The organism is Paenibacillus sp. 2KB_22 (genome assembly GCF_052115745.1).
Classification (GTDB): domain Bacteria; phylum Bacillota; class Bacilli; order Paenibacillales; family Paenibacillaceae; genus Paenibacillus.
Map to the genome: position 1 here is coordinate 1 of NZ_JBFRHG010000047.1, position 369 is coordinate 369.

The 369-nt window shown below is 47.5% G+C and carries 1 rRNA gene; it reads left to right on the top strand.

The window, feature by feature from the left end:
• Positions 1–237: 237 nt before the first annotated feature.
• A 23S ribosomal RNA gene (locus tag AB4111_RS31260) occupies positions 238–369 on the top strand; the annotation flags it as partial.

A 369-nucleotide genomic window follows, 5' to 3' on the forward strand; every position in this document is an offset into this window, starting at 1 on the left:
GCTCAGTTTTGAGAGCTCRAACTCTCAAACAGCTTGCTTTTGCATGGAGCTTGTTCTTTGAAAACTAGATATCGAAACGAAAGTAAATGCGAATTAGAACATTCCTTTTTAGCTGAACTTGTGTAAACAAGTTTCAATAAAAACGGTAGATTGCACGTACGATGGTWTYGRRTGGGAGYGACTTTTGGCTTTGCGYAAGCAAAACAAGGGAAGCGAGCAGTCRAWACCGGAGCACGAGGTTAAGCTACTAAGAGCACACGGAGGATGCCTAGGCGCTAGGAGCCGATGAAGGACGTGGCGAACAACGAAACTGCCTCGGGGAGCTGTAAGCAAGCTTTGATCCGGGGGTGTCCGAATGGGGAAACCCAG